Source organism: Cellulomonas gilvus ATCC 13127, assembly GCF_000218545.1.
GTDB classification, from domain to species: Bacteria; Actinomycetota; Actinomycetes; order Actinomycetales; family Cellulomonadaceae; genus Cellulomonas; species Cellulomonas gilvus.
Genome location: NC_015671.1, coordinates 1,469,339 through 1,491,625, shown reverse-complemented (window position 1 = coordinate 1,491,625; position 22,287 = coordinate 1,469,339). Strand labels below are relative to the sequence as shown.

The window sequence follows — 22,287 nt, the reverse complement described above, 5'->3', positions numbered from 1 at the left end:
GTCACGTGCCCGCGACCTGGCCTGCGTGTGACTTTCGGCCCCCCTGGGTCCGACAATGGGCGGACTACCCGCGCGCGCCGTCCGGCTCTCAGCCGCCGCGAGCGCACGCCGGGGCCGTGGACAGCGCCGAGGCCGATCCGGCCACGCGCGCGGACGAGAGGCGAGGAGCACTGGTGGCTCAGATCGACGAGACAGGCCCGCTCATCGGCGGCCTGCTCAGCCAGGTACCGGACATCGACCCCGAGGAGACCGGGGAGTGGGTGGAGTCGCTCGACGGGCTCATCGACGAGAAGGGCGGACCTCGCGCGCGCTACGTGCTCATGAGCATGCTGCGCCACGCGCGGGAGAAGAACGTCGCGATCCCGGCCTCGCTGAACACCCCGTACGTCAACACCATCGCGGTGCACAACGAGCCGTACTTCCCCGGTGACGAGGTCATCGAGCGGCGCTACCGCTCGTGGAACCGGTGGAACGCGGCCGTCATGGTCACGCGTGCGCAGCGCCCGGGCATCGGTGTCGGCGGGCACATCTCGTCCTACGCGTCGGTCGCGACGCTGTACGAGGTCGGCCTGAACCACTTCTTCCGTGGCAAGGACCACGTCGGCGGCGGCGACCAGATCTACTTCCAGGGCCACGCCTCCCCCGGCGTGTACGCACGCGCGTACCTCGAGGGCCGCATGACCGAGCACCAGCTGGACGGGTTCCGTCAGGAGCTGTCCCACCCGGGCGGCGGCCTCCCGTCCTACCCGCACCCGCGCCTCGCCCCGGACCTGTGGGAGTTCCCGACCGTGTCGATGGGTCTGGGCCCGTCGGGCGCGATCTACCAGGCGTGGACCAACCGGTACCTGCACAACCGCGGGATCAAGGACACGAGCCAGCAGGACGTGTGGGCGTTCCTGGGCGACGGCGAGATGGACGAGCCCGAGTCGCGCGGCCTGATCCACCTCGCGGCGCAGCAGAACCTGGACAACCTCACGTTCGTCGTGAACTGCAACCTGCAGCGCCTCGACGGCCCGGTGCGCGGCAACGGCAAGATCATCCAGGAGCTCGAGGCCGAGTTCCGCGGCGCGGGCTGGAACGTCATCAAGGTGGTCTGGGGCCGCGAGTGGGACGTCCTGCTCAACGCGGACAAGGACCGCGCGCTGGTGCACCTGATGAACACCACGCCCGACGGCGACTTCCAGACGTACCGCGCCGAGAACGGCGCGTTCATCCGCGAGCACTTCTTCGGCCGTGACCCGCGCACCAAGCAGCTCGTCGAGAAGATGACGGACGACGAGATCTGGGCGCTCAAGCGCGGCGGGCACGACTACCGCAAGATCTACGCCGCGTACAAGGCCGCACGTGAGCACACGGGCGCGCCGACGATCATCCTGGCGCACACCATCAAGGGCTACGGGCTGGGCTCGGGCTTCGCGGGGCGCAACGCGACGCACCAGATGAAGAAGCTCAAGATCGACGACCTCAAGACGCTGCGCGACACGCTGCACATCCCGTTCACGGACGCGCAGCTCGAGGAGAACCCGTACCTGCCGCCGTACTACCACCCGGGTGCGCAGGACGAGGCGATCCAGTACATGCTCGAGCGGCGTCGCCAGCTCGGCGGGTTCGTGCCGGAGCGCCGCTCCACGCACACGCCGGTCACCACTCCCGCCGCCGAGAAGTACGAGGGCCTCGCCAAGGGGTCGGGCACGCAGGAGGTCGCCACGACGATGGCGCTCGTGCGCCTGTTCAAGGACCTCCTCAAGGACAAGGAGTTCGGCCACCGCCTGGTGCCGATCATCCCCGACGAGGCGCGCACGTTCGGCCTGGACGCGATCTTCCCGAGCGCGAAGATCTTCAACACCGTGGGTCAGCACTACCTCGCGGTCGACCGCGACCTGATGCTGAGCTACAAGGAGTCCGAGGCGGGGCAGATCATGCACACCGGGATCAACGAGGCCGGTTCGGCCTCGGCGTTCCAGGCGGTGGGCACGTCCTACGCGACGCACGGCGAGCCGCTCGTGCCGTTCTACTTCTACTACTCGATGTTCGGGTTCCAGCGCACGGGCGACCAGTTCTGGGCGGCCGGCGACCAGATGGCGCGCGGCTTCCTGATCGGCGCCACCGCGGGCCGCACCACGCTGACCGGTGAGGGCCTGCAGCACGCGGACGGCCACTCGCCGCTGCTCGCGGGCACGATGCCGCACATGGTCCACTACGACGCCGCGTACGGGTACGAGATCCGGCACATCGTCAAGGACGGCATCGACCGGATGTACGCGGCCGACAACGGCGGACGCGACCGTGACGTCATCTACTACCTCACGGTCTACAACGAGCCGATCGTGCAGCCCGCCGAGCCCGAGGGCGTCGACGTCGAGGGCATCCTGCGCGGCATCCACCTGATCGCTCCCGCGCAGGGTGACGGGCCCCGGGCCCAGATCCTCGCGTCGGGCGTCGCGGTGCCGTGGGCCCTCGAGGCCCAGGAGCTGCTCGCGCAGGACTGGGGCGTGCGGGCCGCGGTGTGGTCCGTCACGTCGTGGAGCGAGCTGCGGCGCGACGGCCTGGCCGCCGACGCCCAGGCGTTCCTGCACCCGGGCGAGGAGCCGCGCACCGCGTACCTCACGCAGAAGCTGGCCGGTGCGGAGGGTCCGTTCGTCGCGACGACGGACTACGACCACCTGGTCGCCGACCAGGTGCGCGCCTGGATCCCGGGCACGTACGCGACCCTGGGTGCCGACGGCTTCGGGTTCTCGGACACGCGGGCCGCGGCGCGCCGCCACTTCAAGATCGACGGGCCGTCGACCGTGGTGCGCGTGCTCCAGCAGCTCGCACGCACGGGAGCCGTGCCCGCCGACGCACCCGCGCAGGCGATCGAGCGCTACCGCCTGCACGACGTCACGGCCGGCACGTCCGGCAACACGGGCGGCGACAGCTGACCGCGTCCTGACGCAGCGGAAGGGGCCGACGAGCGATCTCGTCGGCCCCTTCCGTCTGTGCTCCCCCGGGCGTCAGGTCCCGGGGATCGTCTGCTGCGCCTCGGCGACCACGTGGGTCAGCTCGTCGCGGAGCGCCGCGACCGCGCGCTGGTCCGGGTACAGCTCGAGGTTCGCGACGTACTGCTTGGCCTCGAGCGGGCGGTCGGCCTCGATCGCCGCGAGCACCAGCTCACGCGCGACCTCGGGGTCGTGCTCGCGCGGGCGCCAGTGGCCCACGCCGAGCCCGAGCGCGTCCACGGGCTGACCCGCCTCGCGCAGCAGCGCGAGGGCCTCGCGCAGCGCGGTGCCCGACGGGTCACGCTCCGCGGCGGTCGTCAGGCGACGCAGCGTCCCCTCGTGGTCGTCACGTGCCGACAGGCGCGCCACCTCGATGAGCGGGTACCACGCGCGGGGGTTGCCCGCGAGCTCCTCGCCGAGCGCCCACACCGCGAGGTCGGCGGCGCGCTGCCGCTCGGCGTCGTCGTGCGGTGCGGTCAGCGGGTCGCCGTCCGGGCCCGCGTCGGCGGCGCGGCGCCGCACGATCTCGGCGAGCGCGGCGAACGCCCGGACGTTGTTCGGGTCGTCGCTCAGCATGGACCGCAGCGCATCCTCGTGGAGCGTGTCGCCGCGCCGTGCAGTGGTGGTCGGTCGGCGGGCACCCACACGTGAGGCCGACGACGGCCGACGCATGAGCTGTCTCAGACGGGGCAGCAGAGCCATGCAGTGACACTAGCCTGCGTCCGGCCGGCCCACCGGGCGGGCGGCGAGGTGGACCGTCGGCGGCCCCGGCACGGTCGCCCGGCTTTGTCGACTTCCCACAATGCCGCCCCTATGCTCGCGCCATGCCCCCGACGCCCGACGCGACCGTCCCGCCCGGCGTGCCGCCGCAGGCGCCCCCAACCGGCGACCCGGCCGCGGGCGACCCGCTCGACCGCGCCGCGGGGCCCGTCCGCGCACGGCGCGCGCCCGCGCGCACCTCGTCGGCCGCGGCCGCCGGCCCCGGCGTGGGCGGCACCCCGGAGACGCAGCGGCGCGTCCGCGAGGGTGCGGGCCTGCTGGCCGCGGCCGCGATGCGTCGCCTCGACGAGGACCTCGCGTGGTACCGGGCGCTGCCCGCCGAGGACCGCTCGTGGGTGGGACTCGTGGCCCAGGCCGGCATCAGCGCGTTCATCGCCTGGTACGCCGACGCGTCGCGTCCGCCGCACGGCGTGGGTGACATCTTCGCGAGCGCACCCACCGAGCTCACGCGCTCGATCTCGCTGCAGCACACGCTGCACCTGGTGCGCGTCGTCGTGGACGTCGTCGAGTCGCACGCCGACCGGCTCGCCGCCCCGGGTGACGAGCGCGAGCTGCGCGAGGCGGTGCTGCTGTACTCGCGCGAGGTCGCGTTCTCCGCGGCCGAGGTCTACGCACGCGCCGCCGAGGTGCGCGGCGCGTGGGACGCGCGGCTGGAGGCGCTCGTGGTCGACGCGCTGGTCCGCGGCGACGTCGACGACTCGGTGCGCTCCCGCGTCGCCGCGCTGGGCTGGAGCGGCGCGGGTTCCACGCTCGTGCTGGTCGGGACGACGGCGGCCCCGATCGACGAGGTGCGCGCGGCCGACCTGCGCCGTGCGACGCGCCGCGCCGCCGACGACGCGCTCGTGGGGATCCAGGGCGACCGGCTGGTGATCTTCCTGGGCGGCCGGGGCGACCTGCGCGCCGCGGTGACCGCGCTGCTGCCCCGGTTCGGGCCCGGCCCCGTCGTCGTGGGGCCCGTGGTGCAGGACCTCGCCGAGTGCGCGCGTTCGGCGCGTGCCGCGCTCGCCGGCCTGCAGGCCGCGGCCGCATGGCCGCAGGCGCCCCGGCCCGTGCAGGCCGACGACCTGCTGCCCGAACGTGTGCTGGTCGGCGACCCCACCGCGCGGCGGACCCTGATCTCGCACGCGTACGAGCCGCTCGCGGCGAGCCAGGGCGCGCTGCTCGAGACCGTCTCGGCCTACCTCGGCACGGGCCGGTCGCTCGAGGCCGCGGCACGGTCGCTGTACGTGCACCCGAACACCGTGCGCTACCGCCTCAAGCGCGTCGCGGACGTGACGGGCTGGGACCCGCTCGACGCGCGCGAGTCGTACGTGCTGCAGACCGCGCTCGCGGTCGGCCGCCTCGACGCACGCCCCGAGCCGCAGACGTCCGAGCGCACGCGTTTGTAGGACACGCACAACTCCTCGCCGCGACCTTGGTGCGCGGCGCGACCGGGTGCGCGCACCCGACCAGGGCAGAGTGGTCGCGTGCTCGTCGTCGTCTGCCCAGGCCAGGGCGCCCAGTCCCCCGGCATGCTCGCCCCGTGGCTCGAGCTGCCGACCGTCGCCGACTCGATCGGCCGGGCGTCCACGACGACCGGCATCGACCTGGTCGCGCACGGCACCACGTCCGACGCGGACACGATCCGCGACACGGCGGTGGCGCAGCCGCTCCTGGTGGCCTCCGCGCTCGCGAGCCTGCGCGCCGTGCTCGACCTCACGCCCGACGCGCCGCTCGCCGCGGCCGCCGCGGCGACCGTGGACGTGACCGCCGGCCACTCCGTCGGGGAGCTCGCCGCGGCCGCGGTGGCCGGGGTCCTCACCGAGGACGAGGCGCTGCGCCTGGTCGCGGTGCGCGGCGCCGCGATGGCGCGGGCCGCGGCCGCGACGCCCACGGGCATGAGCGCGGTGCTCGGCGGCGACCCCGACGAGGTGCTCGCGGCGCTCGACGCGCACGGCCTGGTGCCCGCCAACGTCAACGGCGGCGGTCAGGTGGTCGCTGCGGGGACCCTCGAGGCGCTCGCCGCCCTCGGCGCGCAGCCGCCCGCGAAGGCGCGTGTGATCGCGCTCCAGGTCGCGGGCGCGTTCCACACCGAGCACATGGCCCCCGCGGTCGCCGAGCTCGCTGCGGCCGCGCGCGGCGTCGCCCCGGGCGACCCGACGCTCCGTCTGCTCACCAACTCCGACGGCTCGGTGGTGCCCACGGGCGCGCGTGCGCTCGAGCTGCTCGTCGCGCAGGTCGCGCACCCCGTCAGGTGGGACCTGTGCTGCACGTCGCTGCTGGACCTGGGCGTGACGGGCCTGCTGGAGCTCGCGCCGGGCGGTGTCCTGACCGGTCTGGCCCGGCGTACGCTGCCCGGGGTCGAGACGGTCGCCGTCAAGACCCCCGCCGACCTGGATGCCGCGCGCGACCTCGTGCGCCGCCACGGCCGCCCAGCCGCCGGCACCACCCCGTCCGCGAGCAGCCAGGAGCAGTCGTCGTGACCCGTCCCACCCTCACGCAGGCCACCGGACCCGCCCACACCCGCATCCTCGGCATCGGCGGGGTGCGCGGCAAGAACCTGGTCACGAACGACGACGTCGCGGGCCCGATCGACTCGTCCGACGAGTGGATCCGCCAGCGCACCGGCATCGTCACGCGAGCCCGCGCGGGCGCCGAGACCGACGTGCTGGACCTCGCCGAGGCGGCCGCGCTGCGCGCGCTCGAGCACGCCGGGCTGACGGGCGCCGACATCGACGCGGTGATCCTGTCCACGGTCACGTACTTCCACCAGACGCCCGCGGGCGCGGCGATCATCGCCGACCGCATCGGCGCGACGCCGGCTGCGGCGTTCGACATCTCCGCGGCGTGCGCGGGCTACTGCTACGGCATCGGCCAGGCCGATGCGCTCGTGCGGGCCGGCAGCGCGCGTCACGTGCTGGTCATCGGCGCCGAGAAGATGAGCGACTTCGTCGACCCGACGGACCGTTCGATCTCCTTCCTGCTCGGTGACGGGGCCGGCGCGGTCGTCGTCGGACCGTCGGACACGCCCGGCATCGGCCCGACGATCTGGGGCTCGGACGGCGCGCAGGCGCAGGCGATCCGGCAGACGCACTCGTGGAAGGACACGCAGACCGGCGCGGGCTGGCCGACGCTGCGGCAGGAGGGCCAGTCCGTCTTCAAGTGGGCCGTGTGGCAGATGGCCCCGGTCGCGCAGAAGGCGCTCGACGCCGCGGGCGTGACGGCCGCGGACCTCGACGCGTTCATCCCGCACCAGGCGAACATGCGGATCATCGACCAGATGATCAAGCAGCTGGGCCTGCCCGCGGACGTCGTCGTCGCCCGCGACATCGCAGACACCGGGAACACGTCCGCCGCCTCGATCCCGCTCGCGACCGAGCGTCTGCTGCGTGAGGGCCAGATCTCCTCGGGCGCGCTCGCGCTGCAGATCGGCTTCGGCGCAGGGCTCGTGTACGGCGCGCAGGTGGTCGTGCTGCCCTGATCCGCACCCCACGGATCACCCGAAACCTCGGTCCGGCCTGCCGGCTGTACCGTTCGTCCGACCCTTTCGACCGATGAAGGAGACACCCATGGCGTACAGCGAGCAGGAGATCCTGGCCGGCCTGGCCAAGATCGTCAGCGAGGAGACCGGCCTGCCGGCCGACGCGGTCCAGGCCGAGAAGTCGTTCACCGACGACCTCGACATCGACTCGCTCTCCATGATGACGATCGTCACGCTCGCCGAGGAGAAGTTCGACGTCCGCATCCCCGACGACGAGGTCAAGAACCTCGCGACCGTCGGCGACGCGGTGAGCTTCATCACCAACGCGCAGGCCTGAGCCCACCCGGTCCGCCCTGCCCCTGCACGCAGGGCGGACCGCCGGCCCGCCGGCCGAACCACCCGACTCCTCGAACCGACCTGGAGCAACGATGAGCCGCACGACCGACGTCGTCGTCACCGGACTGGGCGCCACCACGCCCCTGGGTGGCGACGTGAGGAGCACGTGGGCCGCCGCGCTCGCCGGCGAGTCCGGGGCCCGGCCCTTCGAGCACGACTGGTCGGAGCGCTACGGCATCCCCGTCGAGTTCGCCGCGACGATCAAGGTCAAGCCCGAGGACGTCCTCGAGCGTCCCGAGCTCAAGCGCATGGACCCCTCCGCGCAGTACGCGATGATCGCGGCGCGTGAGGCGTGGTCCGACGCGGGCTCGCCGGAGGTCGACGGCGAGCGGCTCGGCGCCGTCGTGTCGTCGGGCATCGGCGGCATCTGGACCACGCTCGACGGCTGGGACCTGCTGCAGGAGAAGGGCGCCCGGCGCGTGCTGCCGATGACGGTGCCCATGCTCATGCCGAACTCCCCCGTCGCCTACGTCTCGCTCGAGTTCGGCGCGAAGGCCGGCGCGCACGCGCTGGTCTCGGCGTGCGCCTCCGGCGCCGAGGCGATCGGCTACGCGGTCGACATGATCCGCGCCGGACGCGCGGACGTCGTGATCGCGGGCGGCACCGAGGCCACGATCCACCCCATGCCGATCGCGGCGTTCGCCGCGTCGCGCACGCTCTCGCTGCGCAACGACGACCCGCAGGGTGCGTCGCGTCCGTACGACGTGGACCGGGACGGGTTCGTGATCGGCGAGGGCGCGGGCGTCGTCGTCCTCGAGAGCGCCGAGCACGCCGCTGCACGCGGCGCCCGGGTCTACGCGCGCATCGCCGGCGTCGGCCTGTCCGCCGACGGCTACCACATCACGTCTCCCGAGCCGAGCGGTGACGGCCAGATCCGGGCGATGCGCGCCGCGCTCGCCGAGTCGGGCGTGGCCGCGTCCGACGTGGTGCACGTCAACGCGCACGCGACCTCGACCGTGGTCGGGGACCTCATCGAGGCACGGTCCGTCCGCGGCGTGCTGGGCGATGACAGCGACCACGTCGCGCTCTCCGCGACCAAGTCCATGACGGGGCACCTGCTCGGCGGGGCCGGTGCGCTCGAGACGATCTTCACGGTGCTCGCGCTGCACGAGCGTCAGGCGCCGCCGACGATCAACGTCGCGCAGCCCGATCCGGAGCTGGTCCTCGACCTGGTCCGGGACACCCCGCGCGCGCTGCCCGCGGGTGACGTCGCGGCCATCAACAACTCGTTCGGCTTCGGCGGGCACAACGTCGCGCTGGTCGTGACGTCCGCCTGACACCGGGCACGACGAAGGGGCGCTCCCGGCCGGGGGGCGCCCCTTCGTCGTGGGTGCGGCCCGGCGTGCCGTCCGGGCCGCCGGTCAGCCGACGCGGTGCAGCCAGCGCACGGGCGCTCCCGCACCCGCGTAGCGGAACGGCTCGAGCTCGTCGTCCCACGCCTGCCCGAGCGCCAGGTCCAGCTCGTCGCGCAGCCGCTGCGGGTCGGCGGCGTGCTCGAGCGCGGCTCGGATCCGGTCCTCGGGCACGACCACGTTCCCGTGCACGTCGGTCTGAGCGTGGAAGATGCCCAGGTCGGGCGTGTGGCTCCACCGTGAGCCGTCGACGCCGTGGCTCGCCTCCTCGGTCACCTCGTACCGCAGGTGGGCCCAGCCGCGCAGCGCGGACGCGAGCCGCGCACCGGTCCCGCAGGCACCCTGCCAGGAGAGCTCGGCGCGGTAGAACGCCGGCCCGGCGGGCTGCTCGGTCCAGTCGAGGCTCACGTGCTGACCCAGCACGTTGCCTGCCGCCCACTCGATGTGGGGGCACAGTGCGCGGGGTGCAGAGTGCACGAAAAGCACACCGCGGGTGATCGCACCAGCCATGTCGTCCTCCATCAGCGGCTCGAGGTTCGCCTTCCCCAACGGCCTCGTCCCACTGCGCGGAGCACGCACGGATTTCCACGGCGTACGGGCCCAGCATGCCTGATGCGGGCCGCGCACGCCAGGGTGCGCCTCCGCGCGGCGTCCGGCGGGCTGTGATTCCCGCCACGTCAAGGCCGACTTGGGCGGTCGGGGTTTGACAGCCCCGGCACGTCTGGTCTTCACTCGCCCCGGACGGCAGCACGCCGTCCGCCGCGCGGGCCCCGCCCGCGCCCTGCGGCCCTGGGCCGCCCGACGAGAGGTCGACGATGAGCACGCGGACCACGAGCACCCGGACCACCGAGCCCTCGGGCACGGTCGTCATGTGTGCGCGCTCCGCGTGTCGTCTCATGTCGATGCGCTGAGCGCCCCGCCGCGGTCCTCCGCGGACCCTGCTGCCCCCGGCAGCCTGCCGGGCCGGCCCGGCACGCGACCTCACGCGTCCCACGCCGCGCCCCGGCCTCGCCCCACCGAAGTCCGACGACGACCGTCGCCCCGCACCGCGGGCCACGGCCGTCACCCGCAGCACGCCGAGCGCGGCGTGCGCCGTCGACGGCACCCGTCCCCGTCGCCTCACTCCCTGGAGAGCACACCATGTCCGATCAGGCACCCGTCCTCCCCCCGCGGCCCACCCGGTCCCGGCGTGGCCTCGTCGCGGCCGTCGTCGTCGCCGTCCTCGTGGTCGCCGGTGGCGTCGCGTGGTTCGTCACGCGCGACTCGTCGTCCGACTCCCCCGCCGCCGGCCCGTCCGGCAGCGCCGCACCCACGGTCGTGAAGCTCGGCACCACCGACATCGCGCAGCCCCACTGGGAGATCCTCAAGGACCTCGCCGCGAAGGAGGGCATCGACCTCGAGCTGGTGGGCTTCTCCGAGTACACGCAGCCGAACCCCGCGCTCGCCGACGGCGAGATCGACCTCAACGCGTTCCAGCACGTGCTGTACCTGGCCGACCACAACAACAACACGGGCGACGACCTGCAGCCGATCGGCTCGACGCTGATCGTCCCTCTGCCGCTGTACTCCGAGAAGCACGACACGGTCGAGGAGTTCACCAAGGGCGAGCAGGTGGCGATCCCCAACGACTCGACCAACCAGGCCCGCGCGCTGTTCGTGCTCGAGGCCGCAGGGCTGGTGACGTTCACCGGCGACCCCGGCGTGCCCACGCCCGACGACGTCGACACCGCGGCCTCGACGGTCGTCGTGCGGCCCGTCGAGGCGTCGCAGACCGCGGGGCTCATCGGTGACCCGGACATCGCGGGCGTCGTCGTCAACAACAACTTCGCGACGGACGCGGGCTTCGACCTGGACGGCTACGTGTACGCCGACGACCCCGAGTCGGTGGGCGCGCAGCCGTACATCAACGTGATCGCGGCCCGGCCCGAGGACGTCGACAACCCCGTCTACCAGCGGATCGTCGAGCTGTACCACGACCCGGCCGTGCTCGAGTCCGTCGTCGAGTCCTCGGGCGGCACGGCGGTGATCGTGGAGGGCTACGACACCGCGCGGCTGCAGGAGATCCTGGCGACCACGCAGGAGAACCTCACGGCCGCCGGCTGATCCCCCGCCGTGGTCCCGCCCCGCGTGAGCGGGACCACGGCTCGCCCGTCCGACCCGAGAGGTCACGCATGTCCCCCATCATCGAGCTCGACGCCGTCACCAAGGTGTTCGAGTCACCGTCCGGCCCCGTGCGCGCGGTCGACGGCATCGACCTCACCATCGAGCGCGGTGAGGTCTTCGGCGTGATCGGCTACTCCGGTGCGGGCAAGAGCACGCTGGTGCGGCTCATCAACGGCCTCGAGCGCACCACGTCGGGCAGGCTCGTGGTGGACGGCGACGACGTCACCCGGCTCTCGGAACGGCAGCTCGAGCTCAAGCGCCGGCACATCGGCATGATCTTCCAGCAGTTCAACCTGTTCTCGTCGCGCACCGTCGCCGGGAACGTGGGCTTCCCGCTCAAGGTCTCCGGCTGGCCCAAGGCCGACCGTGACCGGCGCATCGCCGAGCTGCTCGACTTCGTCGGTCTGCTCGACCGAGCGCACGACCACCCGAGCCAGCTCTCGGGCGGCCAGAAGCAGCGCGTGGGCATCGCGCGCGCGCTCGCCGCGCAGCCCTCGATCCTGCTCGCGGACGAGTGCACCAGCGCGCTCGACCCCGAGACCACCCAGGACGTCCTGCGGCTGCTGCGCAAGGTCAACGCCGAGCTGGGCGTCACGATCGTGGTGATCACGCACGAGCTCGACGTGGTCCGCTCGATCGCGGACCGTGTCGCGGTGCTGGAGGACGGCAAGGTCGCCGAGCTCGGCTCGGTGTTCGACGTCTTCACGCGTCCGAAGGCCGAGGTGACCCGCCGGTTCGTCGGGACCGTGCTGCACGACCGACCGCGCACCGCCGACCTCGCGCGGCTGCGGCGGACGCACGACGGCCGGATCGTCACGGCCGACGTGCTCGACGGCAGCCGCGTCGGTGCCGTGCTGGGCTCGGCGGGCGAGCTCGGCGTGACGTTCGAGATCGTCTACGGCGGCATCGGCACGCTGCAGGACCGGTCGTTCGGGTCGCTCACGCTCGCGCTCGACGGCGAGCCGGCGGACGTCGACCGCCTGGTCGGTCGGCTGCGCGAGGTCACCACCGTCGAGGAGGCACGATGAGCGCCGCACTGCTGCCCGCCGCGGGGTTCGAGTGGGACCTGCACGGCCCCAAGCTGGTCGAGTCGCTCGGCCAGACGCTGTACATGGTGGGCGCCACGCTGCTGATCGGCGGCGCCCTCGGGCTCGTGCTGGGCCTCGCGCTCTACACCACGCGGCGGGGCGGGCTGCTGGCCCACCGCGGCGTCTTCTTCGCGCTCAACCTCGTGGTCAACGTCTTCCGGCCCATCCCGTTCCTCATCCTGCTGATGATCATCGCGCCCGTGACCGTCACCCTCCTGGGCACCCGGCTCGGGAGCTCGGCCATGGTCGTGGCGATGTCGTTCGCCGCGACGTTCGGCGTGTCACGCATCGTCGAGCAGAACCTCGTCGCGATCGACCCGGGCGTGATCGAGGCGGCCCGCGCCACGGGTGCCAGCCGGTGGCGGATCATCACGACGCTCGTCGTCCCCGAGGCCCTCGGGCCGCTGATCCTGGGCTACACGTTCGTGTTCGTCGCCGTGGTCGACATGTCCGCGCTCGCGAGCATCATCGACGGCGGCGGGCTGGGCGCGTTCGCGCTCGACTACGGGTACAAGCGGTGGAACTTCGCGGTCGTGTGGATCACGGTCGTGGTGATCATCGTGCTGGTGCAGGTCGCGCAGGCGCTCGGCAACCGGCTCTCGCGCAGGTACCTGCGCCGCTGACGGCGTCCGACGAGCAGGTCGGGCGCCGTCAGCGACGGCCGCGTCAGATCTGCTCGCGGATCGCGCGCATCGCCTTCTTGCGCACGGACCGCTCGAGGCGGTCCAGGTAGAGCAGGCCGTCGAGGTGGTCCACCTCGTGCTGGAGGCAGCGCGCCATGAGCTCGGTCCCCTCGACGACGACCTCCTTGCCGTCCAGGTCCGTCCCGACGACGCGTGCGTACCAGGCGCGGTGCGTGGGGTACCACAGGCCGGGCACGGACAGGCAGCCCTCGTCACCGTCCTGGTACTCGTCCTGCGACAGCTCGACGATCTTCGGGTTGAGGACGTAGCCGATCTCGTCGTCGATGTTCCACGAGAACGCGCGCAGGCCCACGCCGATCTGGTTCGCGGCGAGCCCGGCGCGGCCGTCGTGGTCGACGGTCTCGAGCAGGTCCTCGACGAGCGAGCGCACGCGGTCGTCGATCGTGGTGATCGGGTCGCACGGGGTGCGCAGCACGGGGTCGCCGACGGTCCGGATCTCTCGCATCGCCATGCGCTGATCCTCCCACGTCGCGCGGCACCCGGCGCTCGCCGCATGTGACACGGCAGACATGCGACGAGCGGGTCCCGCCGCTCCGACGGGCGTATCGTTTGTACTGACCAGTCAGTCAGGAGGAACGATGTCCGAGTCGAACCCGACCAACGCCGCCACCGCCCCCGTACCGGTGCGCACCGGGACCGGGACGCCGCCGCGCACCGACGCCGTGACCGCACGGGGCCTCGCGCTGCACGGCGCACGCGGGCTCGTCTACGGCCCCGTGGACCTCACCCTGCCCGCCGGAGCGCTCACCGTCATCCAGGGCCCGCAGGGCGCCGGCCGCTCGAGCCTGCTGCTGACGCTCGCGGGACGGATGGTGCCCGACGCGTCGAGCGAGCTGCGCGTGCTCGGCCACCGCCTGCCCGCCGAGCGCCGGGCCGTGCAGCGCGCGGCCGCCATCGCGGGTTTCGCGGGGATCGACGAGCTCGACGACGGCGTGACCGTGGGCGACACGGTCCGCGAGCGCCTGTCGTGGCTCGCACCCTGGTACCGCCGCGTGCCGCGGGTCGACCAGCGCACGTTCCGGGAGCTCGCGCTCCCGGTGTTCGGCGAACGGCCGCTGCCGCGCGTCGAGAGCGTGGTGTGGGACCTCGACGAGGTCGACGCGATGCTGCTGCGCCTCACGCTCGCGCTCGCGCAGCGCCCGCGCCTGCTCGTCGTCGACGACGTGGACCAGGTCCGCGACACGATGCGCCGCTCGACGGTCTGGTCGCGCCTCGAGGCGGTCGCCGCCACGGGCACCACCGTGATCGCGTCGGTCTCCTCGCTCGACGAGGTCGCACGCACACGCTGGGCGCGTCAGCCCCACCAGGTCACCCTCGCCACCGGCCCGCACGCCGTCCCCGCGCCCGACGCGGCCTGAGCCACCACCCACCGAAGGACTCGTCATGCCTGCCCTCACCTCCACCGGCACCGAGCTGCGCCGGTTCCGCCGCGGCCGTCTGCCGCGCCTCGCGGTCGCCGCGATGATCCTGGTGCCGCTGCTGTACGGCGCGCTCTACCTGTGGGCGTTCTGGGACCCCACCGGCAACCTGGACCGCCTGCCGGTCGCGCTCGTCAACGCCGACCAGGGTGCGACGCTCGACGGCGAGCGGCTCGAGGCGGGCGCCGACGTGACGCAGCGGCTCACCGACTCGGCCGACCTCGACTGGCGCGTGACCAGCGCGCAGGACGCGGCCGACGGCGTCGCGGACGGCACCTACTACTTCGCGGTGACCGTGCCCGCGGACTTCTCGGCCGACATCGCCTCCGCGGGAGGCGAGCACCCCACCGCCGCGCAGCTCGAGGTCACGTACGACGACGCCAACTCGTTCCTCGCCTCGACGCTCGGCCGGAGCGCGATGGTCCAGGTCGAGGCAGCCGTCTCGGCCAGCGTCGGCGAGCAGGCGGTCGACCGCGTGCTCGTCGGGCTCGGCGACGCACGCGACGGGTTCGCCCAGGCGTCCGACGGCGCGCTCACGCTGCGCACCGCCGCGGGTGACCTGACCGACGGCGCGAGCCGCGTGGCCGACGGTGCCGACGACGCAGCGGACGGCGCCACGCGCCTGGCCGACGGCGCCGGCTCGGCCGCCTCGGGTGCCGTCAAGGTGGCCGACGGTGCGCACGCGCTCGCCGACGGCGCGGGCACGGCGGCCACGGGCGCGGGTTCGGCCGCGGCGGGCGCCGCGACGCTCGCGGACGGTCTCGACACGTTGCGGACCGGCAGCGGCAAGGTCGCCACGGGCGCGTCCGCGCTCGACGACGGCGCCACGCGCCTGGCCACGGGTGCCGACTCGCTGGCGGACGGCCTGCGCCGCGCGGCCGCGGGCGCGGACCAGGTGGACACCGGCGCGGCGCGCGTCGCGGCCGGGCTCTCGAGCGCGTCCACCGGTGCGGCCCGCCTGCAGGACGGGGTCCAGCAGGTGGCGCAGGGCGTGACCACGCTGCACGACGAGCTGACGCCGCTGGTCAGCGCGGTGCCCACGCTGCGGTCCGGGCTCGGCCAGGTCAGCGCGTACCTCACGGCACGTGCGCAGTCCGGTGACACCACGGCGGCGCAGCTGCTCCAGGGCCTGGGGTCCGCGGCGGGGTCGCTGCCCAGCGACGCCGACCTGGGCCGGCTCGCGGACGGCCTGACCGCGCTCGACTCGGGCGCGGGCACGGCGGCGAGCGGTGCGGCCGACCTCGCCACCGGGCTCAGCACTCTCCAGCAGGGCGGCTCGAGCCTGGCCGAGGGCGCGCACGGCGTCGCCACCGGCCTCGACACCCTCTCCACGGGCGCCGACACGCTGGCCACGGCGGCGGGCACGCTCGCCGACGGGACGGCGGACCTCGCGTCCGGCGCGGACCGGGTCGCGACCGGCACGGCCAAGGCCGCGACCGGGGCAGGCACGCTCGCCGCCGGCACGACCACGCTCGCGGACGGCCTGCACGCACTGGCCACGGGCTCGGACGACCTCGAAACGGGCGCGAGCGCGCTCGCCACGGGCACGGGCACGCTGGCCGACGGCGCCGGCGAGCTGGCGAACGGCACCGCGACGCTCGCCGACGGTGCGCACCAGGTGGCCGACGGCGCGGGCAAGATCACCGACGGCGCGGGCACGCTCGCCGACGGGCTGAGCGACGGCACCGATGCGATCCCCGCGGACGTCGCGAGCCCCGAGCGCGCCACGACGATCGCCTCGCCCGTCGGTCTCGACGAGACGCACGTGACGCAGGCCGAGGGCTTCGGCGAGGGCTTCGCACCCTTCTTCGTCCCGCTCGCGCTGTTCGTCGGGTCGCTCATCACGTGGCTCCTGCTCCGGCCCCTGCCGACGCGCGCGCTGGCCACGCCCGCCTCGGGCTGGCGCGCCACGCTCGCGGGCTACCTGCCCGCTCTGCTGCTCGGCGTCGCCCAGGTCGCGGTCATGCTCGCGGTCATCCACTACGGCGTCGGCCTGCAGATGAGCTCGGTCCTCGGCACCGTGGGCTTCACGCTGCTGGTCGCCGCCACGTTCCTGGCGCTGCAGCAGATGCTCATGGCGGTGCTCGGCCCCGCCGCGGGCAAGGTCGCGGTGCTCGCGCTGCTCATGCTGCAGCTCGCGTCGTCGGGCGGCACCTACCCCGTGGAGACGACCCCCGCGTTCTTCCGGGTGATCCACCCGCTGCTGCCCATGAGCTACGCGGTGTCGGGGCTGCGTCAGGTGATCACGGGCACGGGCGACGCCCGCCTGTGGCTGTCCGTCGCGGTGCTCGCCGCCGTGCTCGTCGGGTCGCTCGCCGTGACCGCGTGGCGCGCCGGCCGGATGCGCACGTGGACGCTCGAGCGCCTGCACCCGGCCCTGTCCCTCTAGGGTGCGGACCATGAACGACACACGCCGCCAGATCGTCGAGGCCGCGCTCGGGCTGGTGGCCGACCGCGGGATCAGCGCCACCTCGGTGGACGAGATCGCGGCGGCCGCGGGCGTCGCCAAGGGCAGCGTGTTCTACAACTTCGGGTCCAAGGCGGGGCTGATCGAGGAGATCCTCGCCGAGGGTGTCGCGCGGCTCACCGCGGCGCTGCAGGAGGCCGCCGCGGGCCTCGAGGGCCGCGCGGCCCTCGAGGCCATGGTGACCGCGCTGCTGCAGCAGATCCATGCGCACCCCGACTTCTCCAAGGTCATCGTGGCCGAGTCGTTCCGCACGGGCCGGCTCTGGCAGGACTCGATCCGCCAGGTGCGCGAGGAGTCCATGGGCACGTTCACCACCGTGGTGGCGCAGGCCTGGCCCCAGCGCGACCCGTGGCTCACGGCGGCCGCGGTGTTCGGCGCGACGCTGGTCACGGGTCTCGAGTGGTTGGCGTTCCAGCCGGACCGGTCGCTCGACGAGGTGGCGGCCGCGGTGCTCACGACGCTCGCGTGACGCGGTAGCCCCCCGCCCGCCGTCAGACCGACGCAGTGCAGCACGAAGCCCCGGTGACCGAGGTCACCGGGGCTTCGTGGCGGTCGGGCTGCGGGACGGGCCCGCGACGCTCACTCGCTGACGCGCTGCTGGGGCACGCCCTGCAGGAGCTGACGGACCTCGGCCTCGTGGAAGCGGCGGTGGCCGCCCAGGGTCCGGACCGCCGAGAGCTTGCCGGCCTGCGCCCAACGCGTGACCGTCTTCGGGTCGACGCGGAACAGCACCGCGACCTCACCGGGGGTCAGAAGGGCGCCCTGCTGCAGCTGGGACTCGGTGTGCGAGGTGGTGATCGCCATGATCGATCTCTCCTGTCGTTCGGTAGCTCGGCTGACCTGCGTGGGTCCCGTTGGCTTTGCGTCCCCTCCTTGCGGAGGGTTTGCCGTTGTCGCTGACAAGTGAGAACTATGCCCGAAACTGGACAGATGTGCAACAACCGATCACGGGCATTCGGGTGAAATTCGGACGGACCGAACCGGGACGGACCCGACAGACCGCCGCGAGCGGCTCAGGCACCACGAGCTGAGGTGGGGCAGGTGGGGCTTGAACCCACGACCGACGGATTATGAGTCCAGCCAGCGCTACGCGCGCACGTGCGCTCCCGAGCGACGCCACGCCACAGTCGAGCAGGCCACAGCCCGATCGTCGGCGTCAGCCGTCGGTGCTTATGCGACCACGTACGCTCGCATCCGGCGGCAGTTTGCTGCCCAGGTGCTGCCCGCCAACGCGACTCAAGTGCCCGTGCCAACCTGCCGATCATCACGCTGTGGGGGCGCAGCGAGAGGGCCGACCGTGATCCCGGGATTCGATGCTTCGACGGACGCGTTGCCGTGCGGGCGCTTCCCAGCGACGATCGCCGAGGTACACGGCGCCTTGGTCGAGCCCTTCGGCACTGCAAGTTCGCGGCAGGAGATCTGGAGCGAGTGGATCGACGCGACCGCGGTGCTGCGTCAACACGTCCCGGTCGCCGTCGCCTGGATCGGAGGCTCCTTCACCACGACGAAGCCAGCGCCGGCTGACATCGACGTCGTGTACTGGGTCGAGGACAGCCAACTCGTCGAGGCCCGCGACTCGCCGGAGTCGGCTCGTGTGCTTCAACTCTTCAGCATGCCGGGCGTCCTCAAGAGCCACGGGCTGCGCGTCGACGCCTATGTCGTACCTTGGGTGTCGAATCCTACTGCCGCGCCCCGGGACGCGAACGACGTGGCGTACTGCCAGGAGCGCGGCTATTGGGACGATCTGTGGCTCCGTCAGCGCGCGGGCACGAAGGGTGCGTCGCCCGTGCGACTTGACTCGATCCCGCGGCGCGGATACCTGGAGGTGACGCTCGATGGTTACTAGTGACCGCGCTCGCCTCATCGAACAGCAGCTCGCGTCGACGCCGATTGAGGTGACGTGGAGCACGCCCGGCGACCTCGCGCGTCAGTCCATGGAAGCGGTCGCCGACGAGCCAGCGCCAGGCAGGCAGATGATCTCGCTCGGCACGCTGCACATGGCGGGAGACGGGGTCACCGGCTCGGCTGCCCGGATGTCCGCCATCGGTGAAGTCATGACCACGTTCCAGCGCCTGGTGACCGCTGTCGGCGCCGCACAAGAGGGCTTCACTGCCCTGCGCGGCACCTTTCCCGCGGCGCTCCTCGCCAAGACGCAACTCCGCCTGATCGCCAGCCCTCGCCTGGGATCAGTCGTCCTCGACTTCATGCCTGAGGTTCCTCCTGCCGACGAGCTCTACGGCCGAGTCGGGGTTCCGCTCATCGACGAACCGAGGACTCAGCGCGCAGACGAAGCCGTCGTCGAGGTGATCAACATGCTGCAGGCGGCCCAGGACCTCAGCGCCGACGTCGACGAGTCCCCACTTGTCGAGGACCTTGTCGGTCGAGGCCCTCGTGTAGCTGCAGCGCTGCGAGAGTTCGCGAAGACACTCGCGACGAGCGACTTCGAGACAGACCTATCCTGGCGACAGCCCGGAGAACCTACGCGACGGACGACCCTGCCTGCTCAGGATGCGGCACGGCTCTTCTCGCTGATCGCGTCACGCGAGCTCGACCATGGCGAAGCGGTCATCGAAGGAGTAATCCACACCGTGTCCGACAAGACCGCACTCGCGATCGAGACGGACGACGGCGCGTGGGAGTACGTACGAGGTTCTCGCCTTCCCCCAGACGCCCTCGCTGGCATCCGCTGGGGCAGCCGCGTCCGTGTCATCGCGGACACCGTGGAAGTCCGCAAGCCCGGGGGCGAGGTGACCGTGCGGTACACCGCGAAGGGCATCGAGCAGCTCCCCGACTAGCAGCCCTGCCGTTGCGCCGCGCTACCTGCTCCCGAGTAGACGGAGACGCGCTCGTCGGTCGCGCGCGTCGGGTTGCCCACCGTGCGCTCCCAGCGCGGCGAGGACGGCCTCCGACGGCGTCTCCGCGAGGTGCGCGTACCGCTGTGTCGTGAGGGGCGATGTGTGCCCGAGCAGCCGCCCGACCTCGGCGAGCGAGACCCCGGCCTGCAGCAGCCATGAGGCGTACGTGTGCCGCAGGTCGTGCACCCGCACATGTCCGGCTTCGGCGGCCCGGCAGGCGGCGTCCCACTGGGTGCGGAACCGCGCGGAGTCCATGACGGACCCTTCAACGGAGGTAACGACGAGCCCGCCGCGGCAGGCTCCACGCGCGTGCCGCATGCCGCATGTGGCGCTCGCGGCATCGAGTTGGACCCAGTCGGGCAGCGGGACCTGGCGGCGCTTCTTGCCCTTGGGGTAGGCCTTCATCTGCCGGCCGTGCTGGTCCCAGACCTCGACGACCTCGACCCACGTGGCGCTGACGCGGTGTGCGTGGAGGCCCGCTGCCTCGCCCCATCGCAGCCCGGTCCCGACGAGGAGCCTGGCCATCCTGGCCCAGGGTTCCTCGAGCTGCGCGACGATGGCGTCGAACTCGGCGTGGGTGAGGTACCGCTCGGTCGATGGTGCGGGGACGGACAGCCGCAGCCGTGCGGCGGGGTTCGCGGACAGGATGCCGGCGTCGACGGCGGCGTTCAGCGACGCGGACAGCAGGTGCACGCAGCGCTGTGCGGTGGCGGGTGACAGCCCGTCGCGCTGCAGCTGGGCGTACCAGGTCTTCACGTCGTGCCGGGTGATGTCGACGAGCGGCACGCTCCCCCACCGCGGCTCGAGGTGCTTGGCGAGACGTCCGTCGTCGGACCGTTTCGTCGATGCCTCGACCGTGCGGGACCTCTCCCACTCGAGGCGCCAGGTTCCCCACCGCTCGCCCGCGGCCGCGGGGTCACGCCATCCGAGCGCTCGCGCCGCGGCCTCGGCCTCGCCGGCGCGGCGCATCGCTTCCGCCTTGCGCGACCAGGGCCCGCCCTCTGCGGTGCGTACGCGACCGCTCGCATCCCGGTATAGCCCCTGGTACATCCCGGACGATCGGCGCCGAGTCCACGCCATGTGCGGCTCCTTCAGGTCGGGGCTCGCGGAGGTGCTTGCGTCATCGGCCTCCGCCGCTCAGTCGGCGCCTTCCTGCTCATCCCCAGCATCACGATCGAACCGGAGTAGGGGCACGGGGGTCGTCGAGGGCAGCTCGAACCCGATACCCGCGGACCCTGCGGCCACTGTCCGCAGGTTCATCGTGGCCAGATCCCAAAGCACGTGCGCAGCCCACGGCCCGTACCTCGCGAGCATCTCGTCATCAGTAACGGCGTCGCCCGGGGTCGAGGATCCGCGGAAGGTGACGACGACGTAGCTCGTTGATCCCCCGAACCAGCCACCCTGCGTCACCGTCAGATCCCCGAACAGCTTCAAGACCCTGCCATCCGGCCTGACTGAACCTTCTGCCCAGACCTGCCAGCGGAACGCGTCGGGCCGTTCGGTCGGATGAAGGATCGAGCGGAGTACGTCGACCGCTCCGATGATCACGTCGGGCGCATCGTCGGGGATCACCACCGGACTGAACTCAGACACTGGCCTTCGCCTTCGCCTTCGCGGACGCGACTACGGCGTCTGGCTCCTCGCTCCACTCCGAGCGCCAAAGCGATGCGGCCGACGGAAGCGCCCGACTCCCCGCCATGCGCTTCTCCCACTTATCGCGGTCGAACCCGCGTGTGACGTGGTCCACTTCCGCTCCAACGGCGAACGCGTAGCGTCGCAGGGTGGACTGTCGGAGATCGCGCATACCGCTCTCGATGCGACTCACCGCACTCGGGCTCACTCCCATGAGCTCGGCCACTTCCGTCTGCGAGAGGCCGTGGTTGCAGCGGATCTTGATGAGGCTCTCGAGGAAGTCGCGATCGGCGCGGACGAGACTGCGAGCCAGGCCGACGTCGGGGTCGAGCGAGTCACCGAAGACTTCGATGGCGGTCATAGTGCGTCCTTGTCTATCGAGCACGGGAGGGTCGTGCGGCGACGATGGGCACACAACCCCTGTGCGCTATACGGCATAGTTGCACAAGAAGTTGAGCGGGGCGGTCCAACCAAGGCGATCACGCGGGCGAACGGACGTGAGCATCAACACGTCGCTGCGCAGACTTCGCTTGCTTGTCCTGCGCCTTCAGCCCCGCCCTGCCGGGTTGCTTGGAGGCAAGGAGCGCAGAGATCAGAGCCCGGTCGAGATGCGCTGGCTCGGTGAAGTAGAGCCGAGTGAGCCGCGCCCCGCCGCTGCCCCGACGTGTCCGAAATCGGAGTTCGAGGATCGAACGTGTGCACGCCATGTGTTGAACGTCGGCGCGCTCCCCGTACCGCAGCGCTCCCCGCGCGGCCCTCGCCATCTTCTCCTCGAGCTCCGCGCCGAGCATGATCGCGTCAGCCTTGGCCATCTCGCGCCCGATCGCCTCGAGCTCCACGTCGAGGTGCCGTCGACCATCTACCTGACAGTACGCCCAGGACCCGCCCGTACGAGTGGCTCGGTCTCCGAAGGGGCGCACGATCTCGAAGGCGCTCATCGCGTCGCCCCGTCTGCATCAAGCGATGGCGGAAGCCGCCTGTCGCCGACGCGACC

The 22,287-nt window shown here is 72.6% G+C and carries 22 protein-coding genes and 1 riboswitch; of the genes, 14 read left to right on the top strand and 8 right to left on the bottom strand.

Annotated elements, in window-relative coordinates:
• Positions 1 to 173: 173 nt before the first annotated feature.
• On the top strand, positions 174 to 2,921 hold the full coding sequence (gene aceE, locus CELGI_RS06895; protein ID WP_013883398.1) for a pyruvate dehydrogenase (acetyl-transferring), homodimeric type: 2,748 nt from the start codon (positions 174 to 176) through the stop codon (positions 2,919 to 2,921).
• A 72-nt stretch (positions 2,922 to 2,993) separates the two neighbouring features.
• Here the strand turns inward: aceE and CELGI_RS06890 are convergent, their stop codons facing one another.
• Positions 2,994 to 3,554 (bottom strand): hypothetical protein, encoded by a 561-nt coding sequence (locus CELGI_RS06890; RefSeq protein WP_013883397.1) that lies wholly within the window; start codon positions 3,552 to 3,554, stop codon positions 2,994 to 2,996.
• Positions 3,555 to 3,802: 248 nt separating this feature from the next.
• On the opposite strand from CELGI_RS06890, the gene CELGI_RS06885 reads away from it, so the two are divergent.
• The 5 genes from CELGI_RS06885 to fabF all read left to right on the top strand — a co-directional run bounded on the left by CELGI_RS06885 (position 3,803) and on the right by fabF (position 8,891).
• A complete protein-coding gene (locus CELGI_RS06885; protein WP_013883396.1) occupies positions 3,803 to 5,146 on the top strand; it encodes a PucR family transcriptional regulator in 1,344 nt (447 codons plus the stop codon).
• A 78-nt stretch (positions 5,147 to 5,224) separates the two neighbouring features.
• Positions 5,225 to 6,220, top strand: coding sequence for an ACP S-malonyltransferase (locus CELGI_RS06880; RefSeq protein WP_013883395.1), 996 nt, complete (start codon positions 5,225 to 5,227; stop codon positions 6,218 to 6,220).
• On the top strand, positions 6,217 to 7,218 hold the full coding sequence (locus tag CELGI_RS06875) for a beta-ketoacyl-ACP synthase III (protein ID WP_013883394.1): 1,002 nt from the start codon (positions 6,217 to 6,219) through the stop codon (positions 7,216 to 7,218). The genes CELGI_RS06880 and CELGI_RS06875 overlap by 4 nt, the downstream gene beginning before the upstream one ends.
• 88 nt (positions 7,219 to 7,306) lie before the next feature.
• Positions 7,307 to 7,555 (top strand): acyl carrier protein, encoded by a 249-nt coding sequence (locus tag CELGI_RS06870; RefSeq protein ID WP_013883393.1) that lies wholly within the window; start codon positions 7,307 to 7,309, stop codon positions 7,553 to 7,555.
• Positions 7,556 to 7,646: 91 nt separating this feature from the next.
• Positions 7,647 to 8,891, top strand: a complete 1,245-nt coding sequence (fabF, locus tag CELGI_RS06865) for a beta-ketoacyl-ACP synthase II (RefSeq protein ID WP_013883392.1) — start codon at positions 7,647 to 7,649, stop codon at positions 8,889 to 8,891.
• An 84-nt stretch (positions 8,892 to 8,975) separates the two neighbouring features.
• Here the strand turns inward: fabF and CELGI_RS06860 are convergent, their stop codons facing one another.
• Positions 8,976 to 9,476: a DUF3145 domain-containing protein gene (locus tag CELGI_RS06860; protein WP_013883391.1), complete on the bottom strand. Its 501-nt coding sequence runs from the start codon at positions 9,474 to 9,476 to the stop codon at positions 8,976 to 8,978.
• Positions 9,477 to 10,106: 630 nt separating this feature from the next.
• Between CELGI_RS06860 and CELGI_RS06855 the strand changes: the two genes are divergently transcribed.
• From CELGI_RS06855 to CELGI_RS06845, 3 genes are all read left to right on the top strand, one after another.
• Positions 10,107 to 11,069 carry a MetQ/NlpA family ABC transporter substrate-binding protein gene (locus CELGI_RS06855; protein WP_013883390.1) on the top strand — a complete coding sequence of 321 codons (963 nt, stop codon included), beginning with the start codon at positions 10,107 to 10,109 and terminating at the stop codon, positions 11,067 to 11,069.
• Positions 11,070 to 11,137: 68 nt separating this feature from the next.
• Positions 11,138 to 12,157: a methionine ABC transporter ATP-binding protein gene (locus CELGI_RS06850; RefSeq protein ID WP_013883389.1), complete on the top strand. Its 1,020-nt coding sequence runs from the start codon at positions 11,138 to 11,140 to the stop codon at positions 12,155 to 12,157.
• Positions 12,154 to 12,840: a methionine ABC transporter permease gene (locus CELGI_RS06845; RefSeq protein ID WP_013883388.1), complete on the top strand. Its 687-nt coding sequence runs from the start codon at positions 12,154 to 12,156 to the stop codon at positions 12,838 to 12,840. Before CELGI_RS06850 ends, CELGI_RS06845 begins: the two co-directional genes overlap by 4 nt.
• Positions 12,841 to 12,883: 43 nt before the next feature.
• Here CELGI_RS06845 and def read toward each other — a convergent pair whose 3' ends face one another.
• Entirely contained in the window at positions 12,884 to 13,372 is a 489-nt protein-coding gene (gene def / locus CELGI_RS06840) for a peptide deformylase (protein WP_013883387.1), read from the bottom strand.
• A 127-nt stretch (positions 13,373 to 13,499) separates the two neighbouring features.
• Between def and CELGI_RS06835 the strand changes: the two genes are divergently transcribed.
• Genes CELGI_RS06835 through CELGI_RS06825 form a run of 3 tightly spaced genes read left to right on the top strand, consistent with a single transcriptional unit; the run spans position 13,500 to position 17,275 of the window.
• On the top strand, positions 13,500 to 14,279 hold the full coding sequence (locus tag CELGI_RS06835) for an ATP-binding cassette domain-containing protein (RefSeq protein ID WP_013883386.1): 780 nt from the start codon (positions 13,500 to 13,502) through the stop codon (positions 14,277 to 14,279).
• Positions 14,280 to 14,304: 25 nt separating this feature from the next.
• The gene (locus CELGI_RS06830) at positions 14,305 to 16,728 is read left to right on the top strand and encodes a YhgE/Pip family protein (RefSeq protein ID WP_013883385.1); all 2,424 of its coding nucleotides are present in this window, start codon (positions 14,305 to 14,307) and stop codon (positions 16,726 to 16,728) included.
• 10 nt (positions 16,729 to 16,738) lie between these two features.
• Complete coding sequence (locus CELGI_RS06825) at positions 16,739 to 17,275, top strand: TetR/AcrR family transcriptional regulator (RefSeq protein ID WP_013883384.1); 537 nt, start codon at positions 16,739 to 16,741, stop codon at positions 17,273 to 17,275.
• A gap of 110 nt (positions 17,276 to 17,385) precedes the next feature.
• Here CELGI_RS06825 and CELGI_RS06820 read toward each other — a convergent pair whose 3' ends face one another.
• Positions 17,386 to 17,610, bottom strand: a complete 225-nt coding sequence (locus CELGI_RS06820) for a BldC family transcriptional regulator (protein WP_013883383.1) — start codon at positions 17,608 to 17,610, stop codon at positions 17,386 to 17,388.
• An 18-nt stretch (positions 17,611 to 17,628) separates the two neighbouring features.
• Positions 17,629 to 17,705: riboswitch (cyclic di-GMP riboswitch) on the bottom strand.
• Positions 17,706 to 18,103: 398 nt separating this feature from the next.
• On the opposite strand from CELGI_RS06820, the gene CELGI_RS06815 reads away from it, so the two are divergent.
• Both CELGI_RS06815 and CELGI_RS06810 read left to right on the top strand, forming a co-directional pair.
• Positions 18,104 to 18,652, top strand: coding sequence for a DUF6932 family protein (locus tag CELGI_RS06815; protein WP_013883382.1), 549 nt, complete (start codon positions 18,104 to 18,106; stop codon positions 18,650 to 18,652).
• A complete protein-coding gene (locus tag CELGI_RS06810) occupies positions 18,642 to 19,601 on the top strand; it encodes a hypothetical protein (protein WP_013883381.1) in 960 nt (319 codons plus the stop codon). The genes CELGI_RS06815 and CELGI_RS06810 overlap by 11 nt, the downstream gene beginning before the upstream one ends.
• Before the next feature lie 21 nt (positions 19,602 to 19,622).
• Here the strand turns inward: CELGI_RS06810 and CELGI_RS06805 are convergent, their stop codons facing one another.
• The 4 genes from CELGI_RS06805 to CELGI_RS06790 all read right to left on the bottom strand — a co-directional run bounded on the left by CELGI_RS06805 (position 19,623) and on the right by CELGI_RS06790 (position 22,231).
• Positions 19,623 to 20,741, bottom strand: a complete 1,119-nt coding sequence (locus CELGI_RS06805) for a tyrosine-type recombinase/integrase (protein ID WP_013883380.1) — start codon at positions 20,739 to 20,741, stop codon at positions 19,623 to 19,625.
• Between the two features lie 57 nt (positions 20,742 to 20,798).
• Positions 20,799 to 21,233 carry a hypothetical protein gene (locus CELGI_RS06800; RefSeq protein ID WP_150104683.1) on the bottom strand — a complete coding sequence of 145 codons (435 nt, stop codon included), beginning with the start codon at positions 21,231 to 21,233 and terminating at the stop codon, positions 20,799 to 20,801.
• Between the two features lie 13 nt (positions 21,234 to 21,246).
• A complete protein-coding gene (locus tag CELGI_RS16425) occupies positions 21,247 to 21,654 on the bottom strand; it encodes a helix-turn-helix domain-containing protein (protein WP_013883378.1) in 408 nt (135 codons plus the stop codon).
• 118 nt (positions 21,655 to 21,772) lie between these two features.
• On the bottom strand, positions 21,773 to 22,231 hold the full coding sequence (locus tag CELGI_RS06790; protein ID WP_150104682.1) for a hypothetical protein: 459 nt from the start codon (positions 22,229 to 22,231) through the stop codon (positions 21,773 to 21,775).
• Positions 22,232 to 22,287 lie beyond the last annotated feature (56 nt).

Bases quoted from the DNA above. Each gene is read 5' to 3' on its own strand.
- CELGI_RS06825 (WP_013883384.1), top strand. From the start codon at position 16,739: ATGAACGACACACGCCGCCAGATCGTCGAGGCCGCGCTCGGGCTGGTG.
- CELGI_RS06845 (WP_013883388.1), top strand. From the start codon at position 12,154: ATGAGCGCCGCACTGCTGCCCGCCGCGGGGTTCGAGTGGGACCTGCAC.
- CELGI_RS06870 (WP_013883393.1), top strand. From the start codon at position 7,307: ATGGCGTACAGCGAGCAGGAGATCCTGGCCGGCCTGGCCAAGATCGTC.
- CELGI_RS06805 (WP_013883380.1), bottom strand. From the start codon at position 20,741: ATGGCGTGGACTCGGCGCCGATCGTCCGGGATGTACCAGGGGCTATAC.
- def (WP_013883387.1), bottom strand. From the start codon at position 13,372: ATGGCGATGCGAGAGATCCGGACCGTCGGCGACCCCGTGCTGCGCACC.
- CELGI_RS06850 (WP_013883389.1), top strand. From the start codon at position 11,138: ATGTCCCCCATCATCGAGCTCGACGCCGTCACCAAGGTGTTCGAGTCA.
- CELGI_RS06790 (WP_150104682.1), bottom strand. From the start codon at position 22,231: ATGAGCGCCTTCGAGATCGTGCGCCCCTTCGGAGACCGAGCCACTCGT.
- CELGI_RS06890 (WP_013883397.1), bottom strand. From the start codon at position 3,554: ATGCTGAGCGACGACCCGAACAACGTCCGGGCGTTCGCCGCGCTCGCC.
- CELGI_RS16425 (WP_013883378.1), bottom strand. From the start codon at position 21,654: ATGACCGCCATCGAAGTCTTCGGTGACTCGCTCGACCCCGACGTCGGC.
- CELGI_RS06810 (WP_013883381.1), top strand. From the start codon at position 18,642: ATGGTTACTAGTGACCGCGCTCGCCTCATCGAACAGCAGCTCGCGTCG.
- CELGI_RS06835 (WP_013883386.1), top strand. From the start codon at position 13,500: ATGTCCGAGTCGAACCCGACCAACGCCGCCACCGCCCCCGTACCGGTG.
- CELGI_RS06885 (WP_013883396.1), top strand. From the start codon at position 3,803: ATGCCCCCGACGCCCGACGCGACCGTCCCGCCCGGCGTGCCGCCGCAG.
- CELGI_RS06860 (WP_013883391.1), bottom strand. From the start codon at position 9,476: ATGGCTGGTGCGATCACCCGCGGTGTGCTTTTCGTGCACTCTGCACCC.
- CELGI_RS06855 (WP_013883390.1), top strand. From the start codon at position 10,107: ATGTCCGATCAGGCACCCGTCCTCCCCCCGCGGCCCACCCGGTCCCGG.
- CELGI_RS06830 (WP_013883385.1), top strand. From the start codon at position 14,305: ATGCCTGCCCTCACCTCCACCGGCACCGAGCTGCGCCGGTTCCGCCGC.
- CELGI_RS06820 (WP_013883383.1), bottom strand. From the start codon at position 17,610: ATGGCGATCACCACCTCGCACACCGAGTCCCAGCTGCAGCAGGGCGCC.
- fabF (WP_013883392.1), top strand. From the start codon at position 7,647: ATGAGCCGCACGACCGACGTCGTCGTCACCGGACTGGGCGCCACCACG.